At 40.4% G+C, this 17,659-nt stretch carries 20 protein-coding genes; 12 read left to right on the top strand and 8 right to left on the bottom strand.

The window, feature by feature from the left end:
* Positions 1-485, bottom strand: a 485-nt coding sequence (locus Aru01_RS15615) for a transcriptional repressor (protein WP_042111579.1), incomplete at its 3' end; no start/stop codon positions are given.
* Positions 486-625: 140 nt separating this feature from the next.
* Between Aru01_RS15615 and Aru01_RS15610 the strand changes: the two genes are divergently transcribed.
* The 10 genes from Aru01_RS15610 (at position 626) to Aru01_RS15565 (ending at position 8,813) form a co-directional block, all read left to right on the top strand.
* On the top strand, positions 626-1,468 hold the full coding sequence (locus Aru01_RS15610; protein WP_016654732.1) for a metal ABC transporter substrate-binding protein: 843 nt from the start codon (positions 626-628) through the stop codon (positions 1,466-1,468).
* 170 nt (positions 1,469-1,638) lie between these two features.
* Positions 1,639-2,037, top strand: a complete 399-nt coding sequence (locus Aru01_RS15605; protein WP_016654733.1) for an ATP synthase subunit I — start codon at positions 1,639-1,641, stop codon at positions 2,035-2,037.
* Between the two features lie 105 nt (positions 2,038-2,142).
* The gene (atpB, locus tag Aru01_RS15600) at positions 2,143-3,018 is read left to right on the top strand and encodes a F0F1 ATP synthase subunit A (RefSeq protein ID WP_016654734.1); all 876 of its coding nucleotides are present in this window, start codon (positions 2,143-2,145) and stop codon (positions 3,016-3,018) included.
* 85 nt (positions 3,019-3,103) lie between these two features.
* Positions 3,104-3,349, top strand: coding sequence for a F0F1 ATP synthase subunit C (atpE, locus tag Aru01_RS15595; protein WP_016654735.1), 246 nt, complete (start codon positions 3,104-3,106; stop codon positions 3,347-3,349).
* Positions 3,350-3,388: 39 nt separating this feature from the next.
* Positions 3,389-3,859: a F0F1 ATP synthase subunit B gene (locus tag Aru01_RS15590; RefSeq protein WP_016654736.1), complete on the top strand. Its 471-nt coding sequence runs from the start codon at positions 3,389-3,391 to the stop codon at positions 3,857-3,859.
* 12 nt (positions 3,860-3,871) lie between these two features.
* Positions 3,872-4,408, top strand: coding sequence for a F0F1 ATP synthase subunit delta (locus Aru01_RS15585; protein WP_016654737.1), 537 nt, complete (start codon positions 3,872-3,874; stop codon positions 4,406-4,408).
* A gap of 47 nt (positions 4,409-4,455) precedes the next feature.
* Positions 4,456-6,000 (top strand): F0F1 ATP synthase subunit alpha, encoded by a 1,545-nt coding sequence (gene atpA, locus Aru01_RS15580; protein ID WP_016654738.1) that lies wholly within the window; start codon positions 4,456-4,458, stop codon positions 5,998-6,000.
* Positions 6,001-6,085: 85 nt separating this feature from the next.
* Positions 6,086-6,955, top strand: coding sequence for a F0F1 ATP synthase subunit gamma (gene atpG, locus Aru01_RS15575; RefSeq protein ID WP_016654739.1), 870 nt, complete (start codon positions 6,086-6,088; stop codon positions 6,953-6,955).
* Positions 6,956-6,981: 26 nt separating this feature from the next.
* A complete protein-coding gene (atpD, locus tag Aru01_RS15570) occupies positions 6,982-8,376 on the top strand; it encodes a F0F1 ATP synthase subunit beta (RefSeq protein ID WP_016654740.1) in 1,395 nt (464 codons plus the stop codon).
* 17 nt (positions 8,377-8,393) lie between these two features.
* Positions 8,394-8,813: a F0F1 ATP synthase subunit epsilon gene (locus Aru01_RS15565; protein WP_016654741.1), complete on the top strand. Its 420-nt coding sequence runs from the start codon at positions 8,394-8,396 to the stop codon at positions 8,811-8,813.
* Between the two features lie 91 nt (positions 8,814-8,904).
* Here Aru01_RS15565 and Aru01_RS15560 read toward each other — a convergent pair whose 3' ends face one another.
* From Aru01_RS15560 to Aru01_RS15535, 6 genes are all read right to left on the bottom strand, one after another.
* On the bottom strand, positions 8,905-9,453 hold the full coding sequence (locus Aru01_RS15560) for a PM1805 family lipoprotein (RefSeq protein WP_016654742.1): 549 nt from the start codon (positions 9,451-9,453) through the stop codon (positions 8,905-8,907).
* Between the two features lie 156 nt (positions 9,454-9,609).
* On the bottom strand, positions 9,610-10,152 hold the full coding sequence (locus tag Aru01_RS15555) for a glutathione peroxidase (protein ID WP_016654743.1): 543 nt from the start codon (positions 10,150-10,152) through the stop codon (positions 9,610-9,612).
* Between the two features lie 118 nt (positions 10,153-10,270).
* The gene (locus tag Aru01_RS15550; protein WP_016654744.1) at positions 10,271-10,642 is read right to left on the bottom strand and encodes a hypothetical protein; all 372 of its coding nucleotides are present in this window, start codon (positions 10,640-10,642) and stop codon (positions 10,271-10,273) included.
* Positions 10,643-10,863: 221 nt separating this feature from the next.
* Positions 10,864-11,364 (bottom strand): PM1805 family lipoprotein, encoded by a 501-nt coding sequence (locus Aru01_RS15545; RefSeq protein ID WP_016654745.1) that lies wholly within the window; start codon positions 11,362-11,364, stop codon positions 10,864-10,866.
* A gap of 150 nt (positions 11,365-11,514) precedes the next feature.
* Entirely contained in the window at positions 11,515-12,297 is a 783-nt protein-coding gene (locus Aru01_RS15540) for an AraC family transcriptional regulator (protein ID WP_016654746.1), read from the bottom strand.
* Between the two features lie 23 nt (positions 12,298-12,320).
* Positions 12,321-13,568, bottom strand: a complete 1,248-nt coding sequence (locus tag Aru01_RS15535; RefSeq protein ID WP_016654747.1) for an MFS transporter — start codon at positions 13,566-13,568, stop codon at positions 12,321-12,323.
* Between the two features lie 138 nt (positions 13,569-13,706).
* Between Aru01_RS15535 and Aru01_RS15530 the strand changes: the two genes are divergently transcribed.
* Positions 13,707-14,339 carry a TetR/AcrR family transcriptional regulator gene (locus Aru01_RS15530; RefSeq protein WP_016654748.1) on the top strand — a complete coding sequence of 211 codons (633 nt, stop codon included), beginning with the start codon at positions 13,707-13,709 and terminating at the stop codon, positions 14,337-14,339.
* Between the two features lie 125 nt (positions 14,340-14,464).
* Positions 14,465-15,385, top strand: coding sequence for a DMT family transporter (locus Aru01_RS15525; protein WP_016654749.1), 921 nt, complete (start codon positions 14,465-14,467; stop codon positions 15,383-15,385).
* A gap of 92 nt (positions 15,386-15,477) precedes the next feature.
* Here Aru01_RS15525 and Aru01_RS15520 read toward each other — a convergent pair whose 3' ends face one another.
* Entirely contained in the window at positions 15,478-17,556 is a 2,079-nt protein-coding gene (locus Aru01_RS15520) for a TonB-dependent copper receptor (protein ID WP_016654750.1), read from the bottom strand.
* Positions 17,557-17,659 lie beyond the last annotated feature (103 nt).

Raw genomic sequence — 17,659 nt, 5'->3', positions numbered from 1 at the left:
CTGCATTGCTGACAAATTCCAGAGATTTCAATAATACTGAGGTGTGTGCTGAATTGATCAGATTGAGCGAGTAGCGCGAGTTGTTGGGTTAATCCTGGAGATGAACCTTCTTTGACAGTTTGGCATTGGGTACAAATCAGAAATGCTGCCTGATGCCCTTCACGAGGATGACAACAGGGGATATAGGCATTGATTGAGGTAAGGCGGTGAATTAGGCCTTTTTCAAGTAAAAAATCAAGTGTTCGGTAAACTGTTGGCGGTGCAGCAGGGCGTTCTGTATTACTTTTTAAGCGGGCCAGAAGGTCATATGCACCAACAGGTGCAGCTGCATTTAAAATCAGTTCAAGTACTTCTTTGCGTAAAGGGGTGAGTTTTGCACCAACAGCAGCACATAGCTGCTCAGCTTCAGCCAAGCGGCTTGGTGTATCCTGATGATCATGTACGCCATGCAGTGTTTCATGGTTACCATGTAAACAATGACTCATAAAGAACCTCAAAACTCAAAAAATAATTAATTTAAAATCAATGATCAAGCCCACAATAATGCAATAAATGATGTAATGGGCATAGGTGTTTTTTTACTTCTGTTATAATATAACATGAAAAATGTCTTGGTGTTTTAATTATGTCACGCTTTGCTGTAATGCTTTTGAGTATCTTGTTCAGTGCTCCAATTTGGGCACAGGGAACTCTATTGGTCTCAACGCATCCGATTTATTTAATTGCAAAGCATGTAACACAAGGCATTGAAGAGCCAAAGTTGTTGCTGGATAAACAAACAGGGCATGATGTGCAGTTAACACCAGCAAATCGTAAAGCAATCCAAGATGCAGAGTTAATTATTTGGTTAGGTAAAGCACACGAAGCGCCTTTAGAACGAGTGTTCAATCAAAATAAAAAAGCGATTGCTCTATTGGACTCCGGCATTATTCAGACCTTACCGCTGCGTAATACGCGTGGTGTTGCATTACACGACACAATCGACACACATGTCTGGCTTGATCCAAACAATGCTGTGCGTATCGGCTTTTTTATCGCAGCCTTACGTTCACAACAATATCCAAAAAATAAACAGGCGTATTGGGCAAATGCTCGTCAGTTTGCTAAAGAGCTAACTCAAATGTCGCAAAAAGTAAATGCTTCTGCAAACGCTAAACCTTATTGGGCTTATCACGATGCTTACCAGTATTTAGAACGTCCTTTGAACCTGAAATTTGCTGGTGCTCTCACAGATGATCCGCATGTTGCTCCAACACTAAGCCAAGTTAAGTATCTGAATGACAACAAAAACTATAAAACAATGTGTTTGTTGGCTGAGGCAAGCGTGAGTGCAAATCAATACCAAAAATTGGGCAGCACAGTGTTTCAATCAGTAGATGAAAACTTAACCCAATATCAAAGTTTTCTGACTGCTTGGCAGGATTTATCGAAGAAAGTTATTGGTTGTGTTAATAAGATGCAGAAATAACGAAAATTTTTATTTGAAATTATCATGCTAGCTTAAAGCTTTACTGGCTAAAAAAACTCGACTAAGGTCGGGAAAAGATTGCATGTTTAGGGGGCTAACTCTATAATGCCCACGATTAAAACGATCATCAGCAAAACTTGTCAAGCAGCGATGCTGTGAGTAGATAAAAAATGAGCCGACCTAATCGCTTGATAGACCGACGATTGGCGAAAGCTTTGGTCTTTTTACAAGCATTCATGATCCCGATTGCCGCATTCATTGCTTGGATTGTCAAAGATGCAAACGCCGCTTTAAGTGCTGCTTTAGGTGCTTTTGTATGCTGGCTAGCAAGTTGCTATTTTTCTTGGCAGTCCTTCCGCAGTGCGGGGGCACAGGCATCGCGTCAAATCCTATCGAACATGTATCGAGGATTGATCGGAAAGTTTGCTATTGTGGTCGTGGGATTTATTTTGATTTTAAGCAACGTCAAACCGTTGTCTGCTGTAGCGTTATTCGGTGGTTTTATACTCGTACAAAGCATGTCTTGGATTGCGCCGTATTGCATATCCAAACAACAGAAACGAGCGTAAAGCAGGCAGAAATTGAAAAGTTTTTTTTGGAGTTGGTGAGATATCATGCATGAACTGACATCAACTAACTCCAGTTTTGTATTTGACATTGACCAGGTGTGATTTATGGCTGCTGAAGAACATGCCCTTACATCAACTGAGTATATCAAGCATCACTTGACCAACATGACTTACGGCAAGATGCCGGATGGTACATGGAAGTTGGCTGAAACTGCGAAAGAAGCTCAAGAGATGGGGTTCACTGCGATTCACTTGGATTCAATGGGTTGGTCTATAGGCCTAGGTTTGATTTTCTGTTTGTTATTCTGGACTGTAGCGAAAGCAGCAAATGCTGGCGTTCCTACTAAATTCCAGTCAGCAATCGAAATGATTATCGAGTTTGTAGATTCAAGCGTACGTGATACTTTTCACGGTAAATCACGATTGATTGCACCACTAGCACTCACCATTTTCGTGTGGATTTTCCTCATGAACTTGATGGATTTGCTCCCTGTAGATTTCGTCCCACATCTTGCTACTGTTATTGGTAGTAGTGTGTTTGGTATGGATCCACATAGTGTGTATTTCAAAATCGTACCAACTACAGATCCGAACGTCACTTTGGGGATGTCTCTTTCTGTATTCGCTCTTATCCTTTTCTACAGTATTCGTGAAAAAGGTATTAGCGGTTTCGTTGGTGAATTGGCGCTTAATCCATTCAACCCTAAGAATCCTGTTCTTAAAGCTTTGTTGATTCCGTTCAACTTGCTATTGGAACTTGTTACTTTTCTTGCACGTCCAATTTCATTGGCGCTCCGACTATTCGGTAATATGTATGCGGGTGAGTTGATCTTTATCTTGATCGCCCTTTTACCGTTGTGGATCCAATGGACATTGTCTGTGCCTTGGGCGATTTTCCATATTTTGATTATCACCCTGCAAGCCTTTATTTTTATGATGCTTACTATTGTTTATTTAAGCATGGCAAGCGAAAAACATTAATGGGATTGCCTAACTATCACATGATGGTTAGGTATAAATTTTTTAAATTTTAAATTGGTATATACCTAACCTCTGAGGAATTATCATGGAACTAGGTCTTGGTCTTGTTGCAATTGCAGCTGCTATCTTAATCGCTTTTGGTGCTCTAGGTACTGCAATTGGTTTTGGTCTTTTAGGTGGTCGTTTCCTAGAAGCTGTTGCTCGTCAACCTGAATTGGCTCCACAACTTCAAACTCGTATGTTCTTAATCGCGGGTCTTCTAGATGCTGTACCTATGATCGGCGTTGGTATTGGTTTGTTCTTCATCTTCGCAAATCCATTTGTAGGTTAATCAGCTTAATTCCTAAATTAAACCATTGAGGAATTTGCAATGAATATCAACCTCACATTGATTGGCCAAGCAATTGCATTTGCGATCTTTGTCGCATTCTGCATGAAGTTTGTATGGCCACCACTAATCAATGCGATTAGTGAGCGTCAGCGTCGTATCGCTGATGGCTTAAACGCTGCAGAAAAAGCGAAAGCTGATCTTGCTGATGCGCAAGCACAAGTTAAGCAAGAAATTGATGCAGCTAAAGCACAAGCAGGTCAATTGATCGAACAAGCGAACCGTCGTGCGGCTCAATTGATTGAAGAAGCGCGTACTCAAGCATCTGCTGAAGGTGAGCGTATTCGTCAACAAGCGAAAGAGTCAGTTGATCAAGAAATCAATACTGCTCGTGAAGAATTACGTCAACAAGTTGCTGCTCTTGCAGTTGCTGGTGCAGAGAAAATTCTGAACCAACAAGTTGACGCAGAAGCTCATAATGCCATGCTGAATCAGCTGGCTGCTAAACTTTAAGAGAGGCGAAATATGGCTGAACTCTTGACGTTGGCACGCCCGTATGCCAAAGCAGCATTTGCTTTCGCTTCTGAGCAAGGTGCAACTGACAATTGGTCGAATGCGTTACAAGTGCTCAGTGCTGCGGTGCAAGACGAAGCATTTTCCGCTTATCTTAGTCGCCCTGAGCTGACACCTGCTGAGCAGGTCAGTGTTTTTGCAAAACTTTTAGGTGATGATCTAAATGATGCAGTATCAAACTTTTTAGTTTTACTTGCTGAAAATGATCGTCTAGCTTTAATGCCTGAAATTTTTACTGAATACGAACAGCTTAAACTGCAAGATAACAATACAACTGACGTTGTTATTGAATCAGCAATGGAACTTTCTGCTGAGCAAGTTGAAACATTGAGTGCAGCGTTGGCAAAACGCTTCAACAGTGTTGTAAACGTAAGCGTCACAGTAAACCCAGCATTAATTGCTGGTGTTGTTATTCGTGCAGGCGACCAAGTGATAGATGATTCTGCGCTTAACAAGCTTGAAAAAATGCGGACACGTCTTCTTGCTTAATTGGCTTGAATGAAGACTGAACTTATAAAAGATTGAGGTATAGCGCAATGCAACAACTGAATCCATCCGAGATCAGTGCGCTCATTAAACAGCGTATCGGCGATCTGGACACCAGCGCGACCGCGAAAACTGAAGGTACCATTGTTATGGTATCTGATGGTATCGTGCGTATTCACGGCCTTGCGGACGCAATGTACGGTGAAATGATCGAATTCGACGGCGGCTTATTTGGTATGGTACTGAACCTAGAACAGGATTCAGTCGGTGCCGTCGTTTTAGGTAACTACTTAAGCCTTCAAGAAGGTCAAAAAGCACGTTGCACAGGCCGTGTATTAGAAGTTCCGGTTGGTCCTGAACTTTTAGGTCGTGTTGTAGATGCTTTGGGTAACCCAATTGATGGCAAAGGTCCAATTGATGCAAAACTTACAGATGCTGTTGAAAAAGTAGCACCTGGTGTAATTTGGCGTCAATCTGTAGACCAACCTGTACAAACTGGTTATAAATCAGTAGATACAATGATTCCTGTTGGCCGTGGCCAACGTGAGTTGATCATTGGTGACCGTCAAACAGGTAAAACTGCAATGGCGATCGATGCGATCATTGCTCAAAAACAATCAGGCATTAAATGCGTATACGTTGCAATTGGTCAAAAACAATCAACAATTGCAAACGTTGTACGTAAGCTTGAAGAAACTGGCGCTATGGCGTACACAACTGTTGTTGCAGCTGCTGCTGCAGATCCTGCAGCAATGCAGTATCTTGCACCATATGCTGGTTGTACAATGGGCGAGTACTTCCGTGACCGCGGTGAAGATGCGTTGATTATTTATGATGACTTGTCTAAGCAAGCAGTTGCTTATCGTCAAATCTCATTACTTCTTCGTCGTCCACCAGGTCGTGAAGCTTATCCAGGTGACGTATTCTATCTTCATTCACGTCTACTTGAGCGTGCTTCTCGCGTATCTGCTGACTATGTTGAGCAATTCACTAAAGGTGAAGTTAAAGGCCAAACTGGTTCATTAACTGCATTACCGATTATTGAAACTCAAGCGGGTGACGTATCTGCATTCGTACCAACGAACGTAATTTCGATTACTGATGGTCAGATCTTCTTAGAAACATCATTATTCAACGCAGGTATTCGTCCTGCTGTGAACGCGGGTATCTCTGTATCGCGTGTTGGTGGTTCTGCTCAAACGAAGATCATCAAAAAATTGTCTGGTGGTATCCGTACTGCTTTGGCGCAATACCGTGAATTGGCAGCATTTGCTCAGTTCGCTTCTGACCTTGATGAAGCAACTCGTAAGCAACTTGAACATGGTCAACGTGTAACTGAATTAATGAAGCAAAAACAATATGCTCCATATTCAATTGCTGACCAAGCTGTTTCAATTTATGCATCTAACGAAGGCTATATGGCTGACGTAGAAGTGAAGAAAATCGTAGACTTTGATGCTGCGTTGATCTCTTACTTCCGTTCAGAAAAAGCAGCGTTAATGCAACAAATCGATGAAACTGGTGATTATAACAAAGACATCGAAGCTGCAATTAAAGCAGGTATTGAAAGCTTTAAAGCGACTCAAACTTACTAATTTCAACTTATGTAGTTAGTTATGGTTTGGTTCACGGATCAACCTTCGGAAGCTCGAAAGGGCTTTCGAATACTAGGTTAAGCGTATGGCAAACTTAAAAGAAATTCGCGCCAAAGTAGCTAGTATCAAGAGCACGCAAAAGATTACTCGAGCGATGCAAATGGTAGCAGCTTCTAAGATGCGTCGTGCGCAAGAGCGCATGGCTCAGGGCCGTCCGTATGCCGAAAATATGCACCGTGTAATTGCTCATTTGGTTCAAGCGAATCCTGAATATAAACATCGTTATATGGTTGAACGCCCTGTAAAACGCGTTGGCTATATCATTGTTTCTTCAGATCGTGGTCTTGCTGGTGGTTTGAACATTAACCTGTTCAAAAAAGTGGTTAAGCACGTACAACAGCAACAAGAGCAGTCAATTGAAGTTCAATTTACTTTGATTGGTCAAAAAGCGGTTTCGTTTTTTAAAAACTACGGCGGTAAAGTACTTGGAGCAGCGACCAATATTGGTGATGCACCAAGTCTTGAACAGTTAACTGGTTCTGTACAGGTGATGTTAGACGCATTTGATAAAGGCGAATTAGATCGTATTTATCTTGTGTCAAACGGCTTTGTTAATGCCATGACTCAAAACCAAAAAATCGAGCAACTTGTTCCTTTAGCTGCGGCTGATACGGGCGAGGATCTTAACCGTCAATATGGTTGGGATTATCTATATGAGCCAGAAGCTGAAGAGCTTTTAAATGGCTTATTGGTTCGATACATTGAGTCTATGGTTTATCAAGGTGTGATTGAGAACATCGCATGTGAGCAGTCTGCTCGTATGGTTGCAATGAAAGCTGCAACTGATAACGCAGGTGATCTTATCAAGAACCTACAACTCATTTATAACAAGCTGCGTCAAGCCGCGATTACTCAGGAGATTTCTGAGATCGTTGGCGGTGCCGCTGCCGTTTAACATTATTTTGAATTGAGGAGACAGCAATGAGTAGCGGTCGTATCATTCAGATCATCGGCGCGGTTATCGACGTCGAGTTTGAACGCAACAGCGTTCCTAAGATCTATGACGCTCTCCAAGTTGACGGTACTGAAACTACTTTAGAAGTTCAGCAACAACTTGGTGATGGCGTAGTTCGTACCATCGCAATGGGATCTACAGAAGGTCTTAAACGTGGTCTAAACGTAACGAATACTGGTGCACCTATTTCTGTACCTGTAGGTACAGCATGTTTAGGTCGTATCATGGACGTTCTTGGTCGCCCAATCGACGAAGCTGGTCCTGTTGCAACTGAAGCGCGTTTACCGATTCACCGTCAAGCACCTTCTTATGCTGAACAAGCTGCTTCTACTGACCTTTTAGAAACTGGTATTAAAGTCATTGACTTACTTTGCCCGTTTGCTAAAGGTGGTAAAGTTGGTTTATTCGGTGGTGCCGGTGTTGGTAAAACTGTAAACATGATGGAATTGATCAACAACATCGCGAAAGCTCACTCAGGTTTATCTGTGTTTGCTGGTGTTGGTGAGCGTACTCGTGAAGGTAACGACTTCTATCACGAAATGAAAGATTCTAACGTTCTTGACAAAGTAGCAATGGTTTACGGTCAGATGAACGAGCCACCAGGTAACCGTTTACGCGTAGCGTTAACTGGTTTGACTATGGCTGAATATTTCCGTGACGAGAAAGACGAAAACGGTAAAGGCCGTGACGTATTGTTGTTCGTTGACAACATTTACCGTTACACATTGGCGGGTACTGAAGTATCTGCTCTTCTAGGTCGTATGCCATCTGCGGTAGGTTACCAACCAACGCTTGCAGAAGAGATGGGTGTTCTTCAAGAACGTATTACGTCTACTAAGTCTGGTTCGATTACATCTATCCAAGCGGTATATGTACCTGCCGATGACTTAACGGATCCATCACCTGCGACTACATTTGCTCACTTAGATGCAACTGTAGTATTGAGCCGTGACATCGCATCTTCTGGTATCTATCCAGCGATCGATCCACTTGACTCAACTTCACGTCAGTTAGATCCACTTGTTGTTGGTGCTGAGCATTATGAAATTGCACGTTCTGTACAGAACGTATTGCAACGTTATAAAGAGCTTAAAGACATCATCGCAATCTTGGGTATGGACGAGTTAGCTGAAGAAGACAAACTTACTGTATACCGTGCACGTAAGATCCAGCGTTTCTTCTCTCAACCGTTCCACGTAGCTGAAGTGTTTACTGGTGCTCCTGGTAAACTTGTACCACTTAAAGAAACAATTCGTGGCTTTAAAGGTCTTCTAGCTGGTGAATACGATCACATCCCAGAACAAGCGTTCTATATGGTTGGTGGTATTGACGAAGTAATTGCTAAAGCTGAGAAACTCTAATTTAAGGAGATCATCTCATGTCGACTATGCAATGTGATGTTGTAAGTGTTAAAGAGTCTTTGTACTCAGGCACTGTGACAATGCTTATCGCAAAAGGCGCAGGTGGTGAATTAGGTATTATGCCTGGTCATGCTCCACTTGTGACTTTGCTTAAGCCGGGCGCAATTCGCGTTCTGCTTGAAAATGGTACAGAAGAATTAATCTATGTATCTGGTGGTGTTCTAGAAGTTCAACCGCATGTGGTTACGGTACTTGCAGATACTGCAACTCGTGCCGAAAACCTAGATGAAGTTGCAATTATTGAAGCACGTAAAAATGCTGAACAATTGCTTGCGAATCAAAAAAGCGATTTGGACTCTGCTGCTGCTTTGGCTGCTCTTGCAGAAACTGCTGCTCAGTTGGAAACCATCCGCAAAATCAAAAACCGCGCTCAATAAGACGCAGTTCGAGATTGGAAAAGCCACCGTTAGGTGGCTTTTTTTTATGCTACATTCTGATTTAAGCGTGATCTAGATGGTGTTACAAGCTTTAAGAATCTGAAGATTTATTTTTTGGAATTAAAAGTGCACCGAGTTCTAAGATATTATTCTGCAGACTATTTATCTGCTGCTGCAACTGATCTAAATTTTCTTCACTGAGATCCATTTCACCATTAAATATCGATGACTTGAGCAGTTGGTTGTTGGCGCTGATCATTTGCTGACGAACTTGATGGACTTCTTTACTTTTTAATTCTAAGTTAGCTAGATCTTGATTCATTTTAGTAAACTGCTGCTTAAGCGCAGTAATATTCTTGGCAACTACAGTTGGATTATTATCTTGTAAAGCTTGCTGTAAGTTTTCTTGATCTTGTTTAATCTTGTCAAAGTAACTACTGGTATTGCTTTTTAACTCAGCAACATCGCGAACGATATATAGCATGTTGCCACTTTTAATCTCTGAATTTTCTGCGTTATCAGCCGAGTTTTGAGTATCTTTTGCAGTAGACTCATCAGATGATGGGCTACAACCAGCAAGACCCAATGTAAATACAAAGAGCAATAATGAAAGTTGGCGAGGGTGAACAAGGTGCTTCATAAACAGTATCTTTAATCTCTAGACTTCCCCACTATAGAGCCGAAGTATGGATAAAAATACAAAAATTGCAAAGTTATAACAGTTATCTAATCTATGAACTAATTTTGTGACCATTGTTTTCTCTAGGGATAACAATGGTCGGCTAAATTTAATTTTTTATTTAGCGAGTTCATCACGAATTGCTTCTAGCAGGCTTGGATCATCTGCGGTGATATCTGGTGCAAAACGTGCAACCACTTGCCCATTTTTATTGACCAAGAATTTCTCAAAATTCCATAGAACTTCAGGAACAGGATTAGGTGTTAGGCCGTACTCAACAAGATCTTTCCACCAAGGGCCTTCACCAATACGTTCAGGAATAGCTTTAATTAATGTTTCATAGAGTGGGTGTTTGTCTTCACCCGCTACAGAAATTTTCGCGAATAATGGAAAGTGAACATCATAGCTTAGAGAGCAAAATTGTTGAATTTCCTCATTTGTACCAGGCTCTTGTTCTAAAAAGTTATTGGCTGGAAAGCCTAAAATTTGTAGACCTTGATCTTTCTTCTCTTGATAGAGTTTTTCTAAGCCTTCATATTGTGGTGTAAGTCCACATTTTGATGCCACATTGACTAAAAGTAATACCTGTCCCTGATACTGGTTTAAATTAATTTGTTCACCTGAAATCGTATTGACAGGAATGTCATAGATAGATTGCATATTTGTCTACTTAAAAGGTTAAATTGACTAATGTTGTAACCTGAATATTGCCGAACTACAAGAATAATCACACGATTTTTGTATGCCAAATATGACAAAATTTACGCTTAATTTAAGTTCAAGCACCCGCAGCAGAAATACTTTTCTCCATAGCTCTATAAGTATTTTCAAGTTCGCTTTGAGCCTCTTTTAGCTTTTGTTGTAGGCTTTTTTGGCTGCTTTGATCTAGATTATTTTGTTGTTCAACTTTTTGATATTCAAGAGTAAGTTGATTAAAGCTCTTCAACTGAGTACGAAAACGATGAGCTTCAACACTTTTGAGGTCAAGTTCATTGAGCTCATGTTCATAGTGCTGGAACGATTGACGCTTTTGATCGAATAAGCGTTTAGAAGTTTCTGGATGACTCAGTTGATTTGCAGTGGCTTGAGTTTCTTCATCATCTATAGCGCGGAGTGCTTGCAGGCTTTGTAGCGCAGCTAAGGTCAGCAATATTATTTTGACTTAGCGGGGTGGTTTTGACCACAATTTCAGAATTTGGAGAAGGAGGATTTGCATCATCACATGCGCTGAGCATTAAAGCACTCACTAGGCAAAGTATAAATCTAAGATGTTTATGCATGTGACTAATATTTATATAAATTGTTAGATGAATAGTGGTCTTGAATTATACTACAGCGTCGTTAAAAAACCACGCTGTAGTGTGCTCGAAATTAAGAACCGAGTTTAGCTTTTAATGCTTGAGTTTCAGTGATTAACTCTTGTTGGATTGTTGTTGCTTTCTTTTGAAGCTCCATGATTTTGTTTTGATCAGGTTGGCCAGAAGTTGTCATTTTGATCATTTCTAAACTTGTGTCATTCGATGCTTTCATTTTTTGACGAATAGAGTCAACTTCAGTACTTTTAATTGTTAAAGCATCTAAGTCTTTGTTAAAGCCTTCGGTGAATTTTTCCATGCTTGCCATAGTTTCTTTAACAGCTTCTACACCACCAGTTTGTGCAGATTGCATAATTTTGTTTTGGAATTCTAAAGCTTCTTTTGCTTTAGCTGCACCAAGTGTTTCAATTGCAGCAAAGTCAGCTTTGATATCTGCAGTATTGTTGCTGCTGAGTTGAACAGCTGGAGTTGCTGCAGCTGTATCAGTTGCTTTTTTATCACATGCCGTAAGAGTAAGTGCTGTAGCACAAAGCGTTGCGATTAATATTTTTTTCATCGTGTATTCCTTCGAACATTATTGAATCAGAACATTTGCATGGAAAAATTAACTGTTTAATTCAGAAATAATATTTGCATACAAGTGTTCTTTAATTAAAGAGCAGTCCCATAATATTTGTTTTTCATACTTTTGGGTAGTTTTTAATGTTTAATTGGAATTTAGTGATACAGTTTGCTGCGATTCACGGAGTTGCGCTGGCGTCTGGCCAGTACGTCTTTTAAAGAAGTCGATAAAGCTTGAACTGTGCTGAAAACCAAGCTGATAGGCAATGCGCTTAATAGCAACGCCTTGCTGTAATTGATGAATAGAAAAAACGATTTTTACACGATTTCGCCATTCTGATAATGAGAGCTGTAATTGTTGTTGGCTCAGCCGCAGAATATGGCGCTCACTCAGTGGAAATTCAGTCAAAATTTGTTGCAAACTTTTTGTGAATTTTTCAGGGTCAGATAAGGCTTGCAGGATCGGCAGTAGCTGTGGGTGATCACTTTGAGGTAAGTATTGTTGGTGTGCTGGAGCAAATTGAAGTTGATCAAACAAGACCTGCAATAGATGCTGATGATAATCTGTATTTTGTTGAGGCTGCTGTTTAAGTCGTAATAACTCTGATACGGTTTGCCTGAAAAATGGCAAGATGCTTAAAGTACTGCATGAATTTGGTAATAAGTGACAGAGTGTAGGGTGAATTCTTATACAAATATAATGGGTCGAGTGATCTGCCAACGCCGTAGAACAATGAGTTGTTTGTGGCGGAATCCATATCCCATAATTGGGCGGAGAGAGGAAGCGCTTTTCTTCGATCAGATATTCAAGTAAGCCATTGAGACTAAAATTAAAGTCTCCCCAAATCCCAGCATGTGCCGTAACGATTTCATCTTTTTGGTAATGAAATTCATCAATTTCAATGAATGTACTCAGATTTTGTGACATAAGCTAGGAGAGGGCTGTTGAAATTATTTTTCTATACTACAACAAGTTTTAGGATTGTTGAGTCCGCGTGACCAAGTAAAAATCGAAATTAAAGCCAAAACGATTAAGCTTAATAGGCTGAGCAATAAAATATTAATGTTAAAGTGATCAACAATAAAACCACCCAAGAGTGAACCTGATGCAATCATCATTTGAAATATACCAATATAAAGAGGCATACCTTTTTCAACAGCTTGGGCTGCATGAGTAAACATCCAGATATTGGCAGTTGTTGGGAATGCACCAAAAGCAAAGCCCCATAATGCCGTTAAAACATAAGCATTCGACTGATCAATTGCATAAATTGGGAAGCTATAAAAGACTATAGCGAAACATACCGCTAAAATAACAAAGGTATAGCGAACATTAATTGCAGCACTAAATCCTGCAAATGCATTGCCGAAAATACTGGCGATACCATAGCTTAAAAATAAACTACTGATGGTTGCTGCATTGAATCCTGCAACTTGTTTGAAAAATGCACCTAAATAGCTAAAAGCAGAAAAATGAGCTAAGCCAATTAAAAAGATAATACTGAGCCCTTGGCGTGCCTTAGCATCTTTAAATAATTCTGGAAGATCACGAAGCTTGATTGCTGATTGAGGTTTAAGTCGTGGTAAGGAAAAATACTGTAAGGCCAGCAAGGGTATAGCCACGATCAAGCTCATGGTAAAACCACTACGCCATCCCCATAATTCACCCACCCAAGTCCCAATTGGAACACCAAAAACAGTTGCAAAGGTTACGCCTGCAATAATCACCGCTGTTGCTTTAGCGATATCTAAATTTGCTGGTGCCAAACGACCACTTAACGCAATTGCTGTTGCCCAAAAACCGCCAATAGAAATGCCAAGAATGAAGCGGCTCAATAAAAACACTTCATAACTACTAGAAAAAACAGTAATTATATTGGCAAACACCATCACACCTGTAAGTGCCATGAGGAAAATACGTCTATCGAGTTTTTTAATAAAAATAGGTAACAGGGGGGCAGCAATGGCACCCATAATGCCCGGGAGCGTAATGGCTAGACCCGCTTGACCTGTTGTAATATGCAGCTCGGTTGCAATTTGATTGAGTACACCAATAGGTAAAAACTCACAACATACTAATATGAAAGCAGTGAGAGAGATGGTGATTAACGCGAGCCAACTGCCTTGATCATCGGCATTGTTATTAAAAGATGCATTCGCGTTATTGGGGCGGGGTTCACTGGGGTCAATTATGCTCATAGGACAGCCTTGATTACGGTGGTTTATTAAGATAACGATCGTTATAAAAATGAAAAATATTTGATTTTGCTGTAACTGTCAATTAATTTAGTAATGATTGTTATAAAATAATAAGTATTTCATATGAGAGAAAAAGACATGCATGACGATTCGGAGGTACCGAACATAGCGCTAAAGGCTAAACGTGGCAGGCCTCAGTGTTTTGACGAACAAGAGGTTCTGCATAAAGCAATGCTGTTATTTTGGCAGTATGGTTATGAGGCAACTTCGATTAGTGATTTAACCAAGGCATTAAATTTGACTGCGCCTAGCTTGTATCGCAGCTTTGGTGATAAACAACAGTTATTCCAGCGTTGTCTTGAGTATTATCTTGCAAATGAAGCTTGCGTGATTGATCGAATTTTTAGTGATGCTAAAACTGCTAAAGTTGCTATTGAGTTATTTCTCTATGAAAACGTGAAACGCTTGGTTCAAGAAAATAAGCCTACTGGCTGTATGCTGTTGGTTTCTACGATGAATTGTTCGGAGCAACATTCTGATTTACAAGAAGAAATAAAACAAAAACGCATGACTGTCAAAGAGAAGATTTATCAGCGTTTGTTACAGGGTCAGCAGGCAGGCGAAATATCCGAAAATGCGTCTATCCAAGAGATAACCGATTTTTATACTACCGTATTGCAAGGCATGACTTTTCAAGCACGAGATGGTGTTGGTCGTGAACAACTTAACCAAGTTGCTGCATATGCAATAAAAAGTTGGGAGTTATTTTAAGCATCAAATGTGTACTCACTCACATTTCTGAATGTCCAAGCTACGGTATTAATGTCTGAAATGCTCTATTTACCTATAATCGGACTTAGCCGACAATACACATTCTCCCAATATCGAGAAAAGCTATGCAACAAAAAATACAGCAACACTGGTGGGCATTTGCATTACCGATGCTTGCCGTTCTTATTTGGTCAATGAATATCGCAGTCACTCGCTATGTGGTTGATTATATTTCACCAATTAGCATTAGTTTCTATCGTTGGTTAGTGGCTTTTATTGTCCTTACACCTTTTATGTTGATTAAAGTTTGGCAGCAACGCAACATTGTTCGTGAAAACTTCACTCAACTTGCAGTACTCAGCGCCTTCGGTATGGTGCTTTATCAAGGTCTTTCTTATTTTGCTTCACATGAGACTACAGCAACAAATATGGGAATTATCAACGCATTTATTCCTGTATTTACCATCTTCGTTTCAATGCTGTTGTTAAAAGAAATTCCAAATCGATTTGCAGTGATCGGCAGTATGTTGTCACTCTTTGGCTTACTCTATGTTATGGCACAAGGGGATTTCTCTAGTCTACTTGGGTTAGGTGGTCATTTGGGTGATGTGATTATGATTGTTGCTGTATTTTTCTATGCCTTCTATGGTGTGTTTTTAAAAAAATGGCAATTAAAAGTCCCATTGATGATCAGTGTTTATATACAGATTGCATTTGCTTTGATTTACCACATACCGTTTATTATTTGGTTAGGTTTAGATCCAATTGATTCGCAAAATGGTTTAAGTGTGCTTTATGCAGGTTTATTCCCATCTTTGATTGCACCGTTATTGTGGATGATGGCTGTTCAGTATATTGGGCCAAACCGCACCAGTATCTTTATGAACTTAATGCCTGTATTTACAGCAATTATTGCATACTTCTGGTTAAAAGAAGCTTGGACGGTTTACCACACGATTGGTGGTGTAATCATTATCTTAGGTATTGCTTTGGCACAAAAGAAAACACGTCGTGCTGTGGTCAATAAGCCTTTGACTGATGTTTAAACTGTAATTGAAAAGAATATCTACACGCTAATCATGATAAAAAATAACCGAGCATTTTAATGCTCGGTTATTTTTTTGCTCATTAAGAATGCTTAGAACTTCATACTCATACGTGCCCAATAATTACGGCCAATATTATTAAACTGTTCAAAAGCTGCATAATCAAAACCACTATTGCCTTGTTTGTTTAAGTGCTCGGTATAATTTTTATCGAGTAAGTTGTCGACACCTACAGAGAGATCGACATCTTTGGTTAAATTATAAGTTGCATTTAAAGAGAGGGTGTTAAAGGCTTTGCTTTCGCCAAAGTCGTAGCCAATAATGGTGCCTTCATTTTTACTAATACGGTCTTGTTTAGCAACAACACGCCAGAGTAGACCGACATTATATTTGTCTTCAACATAACGTAAGTTAAAACGACCTTCTAAAGGTGCAATTTGCGGTAAGGCGGTGCTATCTGTGGTGTTTTTACCCCAAGCATACATGGCACTAACATCTGCCTGAATTTGATCTGTAAATTGATAGCCCATCCCAGCTTCTGCACCCGCAATAGTGGCATCAACATTGCGACTTTGGGTTTGAATAACGGTCTTGCTACTATCTTTAGGATCAGGAATCGGTACGTAACGCATTAAAATATAGTCATTCACTAAACCAACATAGGCAGATGCCCAGCTGCTAAAAGCACCATGTTCAAATTGGGTACCTAAATCCATTTGTAGGGTTTTTTCATTTTTCAGGTTATTGAGTGTATTGCCTGAAAAAGCATAGGTTGTACTAAAAAGTTCCCAATAATCAGGTACACGTTCTACATATCCAACACCGACATAGCTTTTGAGGCCATGTTCAGATGCTGTATTTTCTAAGCGAACAAAAGCACTTGGTAGCGTTTCTTTGCGTGTGTCGATAAGGTTAGATTGCTTGCCATATTGTTCAATTTTACTATGATCAATACGTGCCCCTGTAACCAACTTATTTGCATCATTAAATTGGTAAGTCAATTCACCAAAAGCTCCATAAGACTGAAACTTCATGTCCATATAAGATGGTGTATTCATGCTTGGCATTGCAAACATGATCATATTTTTACCATGTTTATTCAGCTGTGAATCGACACCTGTGATTAGACTCAGTTTATCCCACTCTGTGGTCATCGTCGCGCGGGCATTGAGGGAGCGGCGAGTCACTTGCATTTCCATTGGATTCGGCATCATGTGAGACATAGAACCAGGTCCCATTGTCATCATCGGCGGTGTACGTAGACTAAAGTTATCCATAATGTGGTCGTTATAACTATAGTCAACTTGGGCATCGACTTGTTTAATTACATCATTGAGATTTTTCTTTTCAAACTTCAGACCCAGACTATCACGCTTAAATTGAGAGCCATCCATACCTCGACCAGCATAGGCAACTTCAGCATCTGCCTTACCGCCTTTGAGTTCTAGCCAAGTATCTTCATCTGGTGTCCAGCCCAGTGCAAGGTCAGCACTCCATTTTTCCCAGTTCGAGTGAACTTTATCGCCATTACCATCTTTATAGTCATTGGCAACTGAGCGGTTAGCATTTAATCGTGCATATTTCTTTTCATCACCGATTGCCGTTTCTATATTTTGATCAAAGCGGCCATAAGAACCCCAAAGTACACTAGCTTGTCCACGATAGGGTTTCTCTGTTGTAAGCTGTTCTGGCCCACGATCAAAACTCACCGTTGCAGCAGAACCTGTATGTGCATACTGTACGGTTTGAGGGCCTTTAACCACGGTAATACTGTCGTAACTTTCAGGTGAGATATATGATGCTTGGGTATCCATACGGCTAGGGCATGCACCTAGACTTTCGTTGCCATCAGTCACAATTTTAATGCGTGAACCAAACATGCCACGGAAGGTCACGTCACCATTTGCACCACCCCCTTTGACTTGGTTAAAGCCTGGAATGCTCTGTAAGTATGATGAACCATCTACAGCAGGAATCGGTTGGATTGCTTGTTTAGGATCAGCATGAACAATCAATCCATTGGCATCATTGGCTTTTTGAGCAGTGAGTACAATAGGCGCTAAAGTAACGCGTTCATTATGTGCTTGGTGTTGTTGTGCTATTGCAGTTGATGAATAGGCAACACAAATCGCAGCCGCTAAAGGCTGTAAGTAAAATTTAGGCTGAGCCATGAAATTCTCTCTTTAAATATCAATATTAAGACTGTGGGTCGAATTGACCGCTGAACGTTGATTTAGATAAAGAGAGGGGGTGCCCGACCTTGTGGAATCAGGA

Origin of the sequence: Acinetobacter rudis, assembly GCF_000829675.1 — a bacterium.
In the GTDB taxonomy this organism is placed as follows: Bacteria; Pseudomonadota; Gammaproteobacteria; order Pseudomonadales; family Moraxellaceae; genus Acinetobacter; species Acinetobacter rudis.
This window is presented reverse-complemented; position numbering and strand designations above follow the sequence as displayed.